Source organism: Streptomyces phytophilus, from assembly GCF_013870535.1.
Lineage (GTDB): Bacteria > Actinomycetota > Actinomycetes > Streptomycetales > Streptomycetaceae > Streptomyces > Streptomyces phytophilus.
Map to the genome: position 1 here is coordinate 1 of NZ_JACBXC010001033.1, position 2,189 is coordinate 2,189.

Annotated in this window: 4 protein-coding genes; 3 read left to right on the forward strand and 1 reads right to left on the reverse strand. The window is 74.0% G+C overall.

Annotated elements, in window-relative coordinates; genetic code table 11:
* On the reverse strand, positions 1 to 462 hold a 462-nt coding region (locus H5J30_RS28670; protein WP_309505656.1), incomplete at its 3' end, for a sigma factor.
* A 277-nt stretch (positions 463 to 739) separates the two neighbouring features.
* On the opposite strand from H5J30_RS28670, the gene rph reads away from it, so the two are divergent.
* From rph to H5J30_RS28685, 3 genes are all read left to right on the forward strand, one after another.
* Complete coding sequence (rph, locus tag H5J30_RS28675) at positions 740 to 1,498, forward strand: ribonuclease PH (protein WP_181790191.1); 759 nt, start codon at positions 740 to 742, stop codon at positions 1,496 to 1,498.
* A complete protein-coding gene (locus H5J30_RS28680) occupies positions 1,498 to 1,884 on the forward strand; it encodes a hypothetical protein (protein WP_181790192.1) in 387 nt (128 codons plus the stop codon). Before rph ends, H5J30_RS28680 begins: the two co-directional genes overlap by 1 nt.
* Positions 1,881 to 2,189, forward strand: a 309-nt coding sequence (locus H5J30_RS28685; RefSeq protein WP_309505657.1) for a non-canonical purine NTP pyrophosphatase, incomplete at its 3' end; no start/stop codon positions are given. The genes H5J30_RS28680 and H5J30_RS28685, both read left to right, overlap by 4 nt.

Here is a 2,189-nt window from a genome sequence, read left to right on the forward strand (position 1 = left end):
GGTCGCGGCCGGTGAGCGCTCCACGATCGGCGCGATCTCGGGGAACGGGACGTCGAAGACGTCGTGCAGCACGAACGCCAGCCGTTCTGCGGGCGTCAGCGTGTCCAGCACCACGAGCATCGCAAGCCCCACCGAGTCCCCCTGGAGAGCCTCCTCCTCGGGGCCGAGCCCCTCCACCCCGCCCGCCCCGCACACGGCACCACCCGGCTTCTCCCGGACCGGCGGCCGCTCGCAGCGCGTCGCGCGGGAGCGGAGCATGTTCAGCGAGACCCGCCCGATGATCGTCGTCAGCCAGCCCGGGAGGTTCTCCACGCCGTCGGTGCCCGCGCGGCTCGCCCGGAGCCACGCCTCCTGCACGGCGTCGTCGGCCTCGCCGGCCGAACCGAGCACACGGTGGGCGACCGCGCGCAGGTGCCGGCGATGCTCCTCGAATCGCCGGGCCAGCAACTCCTGCTCGTCCATCGGGTGTCCTTCCGCCGTCGTGCCACGTCACTACGCTGACGCGCGGGATGCGGCCGCTGTGACAGCCGGCCGGGCTGACGTGCTGCCGCGGGTGGGCGCGGCGAGCACGAGGCCGCGGAGGAGGCGGACCTGCCGCCCCTCGTACGCCGCTGAGAACTGCCCCTGCCCGTCCGGAACCAACTCGCCGCGGCTCCCGGCGTCCCGCGTCCGCCGGGCCCTCGTACCCCCGGTGGGGACGGGAGGTTCTGCCTTCATGCGGGGCCTATAGGGTCGGGGGATGGCTACCTCTGAGACCTCCGCCGGCTTCGGCCGTGTCGACGGACGTACCCCCGCCGAGCTGCGCCCCGTGGCGCTGGAACGTGGCTGGAGCATGCACGCCGAGGGGTCCGTGCTGGTGTCCTTCGGCGACACCCGCGTGCTGTGCACCGCCTCCTTCACCGAGGGGGTGCCGCGCTGGCGCAAGGGCAGCGGCGAGGGGTGGGTCACCGCGGAGTACGCGATGCTGCCGCGCTCCACGAACACCCGGGGCGACCGGGAGTCCGTCCGCGGCAAGATCGGCGGGCGGACGCACGAGATCTCCCGGCTCATCGGCCGGTCGCTGCGCGCCGTCATCGACTTCAAGGCGCTCGGCGAGAACACCGTCGTCCTCGACTGCGACGTCCTCCAGGCCGACGGCGGCACCCGTACCGCGGCCATCACCGGGGCGTACGTCGCCCTCGCCGACGCCGTCGCATGGGGCCGGCGGAACAAGCTGATCAAGTCCAAGGCGACACCGCTGACCGGCACCGTGGCCGCCGTCAGCGTCGGCATCGTCGGCGCCGTCCCGCTGCTCGACCTCTGCTACGAGGAGGACGTGCGGGCCGAGACCGACATGAACGTCGTCTGCACCGGCGACGGACGCTTCGTCGAGGTGCAGGGCACCGCCGAGGGCGAGCCGTTCGCCCGCGCCGAACTCGACGCGCTGCTCGACCTCGCGGTCGGCGGCTGCGCGCAGCTCGACGGGCTGCAGCGCAAGGCACTGGAGGGAGACCAGTGATGGGGAAGAGGATCTGGATCCGCGCGGGCGTCGCGCTCGCGGCGGGGGCCGCCGCGGTGACGCTCACCGGCGCGTGTGACACGGTGAACAAGGCCATGGACTGCGGCCGGCTCGCCACCAGGATCGCCGCCGACGTCGACCAGTTGCAGCAGGCCGTCTCCGGCGCGGACGAGAGCCCGCAGGCCGCCGCCGACGCCCTCGACGAGATCGACAAGAACCTCGGCGAACTCGGCGACAAGACCGACGACGCCGACGTCGGCGCCGCCGTCGACGACCTCCAGCAGGCCGTCGACAACGCCCAGCAGGCCGCCGACCGCGGCGAGGTGCCCGACTTCCAGCCCGTCGGCGACGCCGCCGGCGAGCTGACGAACGTCTGCACCCCGTGACCGCGCACCGTCTCGTCCTCGCCACCCGCAACAAGGGCAAGGTCACCGAGCTGCACGCCATCCTCGGCGAGGCGGGTCTCGACGCCGGACTCCTCGGCGCCGCCGACTTCCCCGACGTCCCTGACGTGCCCGAGACCGGCGTCACCTTCGCCGAGAACGCCCTGCTCAAGGCGCACGCCCTGGCCCGGGCCACCGGGCTGCCCGCGGTCGCCGACGACTCCGGGCTCTGCGTCGACGTCCTCGGCGGGGCGCCCGGCATCTTCTCCGCCCGCTGGGCCGGCCGCCACGGCGACGACGCCGCCAAC

What these genes read in the sequence shown, in the direction of transcription:
- H5J30_RS28680 (WP_181790192.1), top strand. Translation starts at nt 1,498, where the DNA reads ATGGGGAAGAGGATCTGGATCCGCGCGGGCGTCGCGCTCGCGGCGGGG.
- rph (WP_181790191.1), top strand. Translation starts at nt 740, where the DNA reads ATGGCTACCTCTGAGACCTCCGCCGGCTTCGGCCGTGTCGACGGACGT.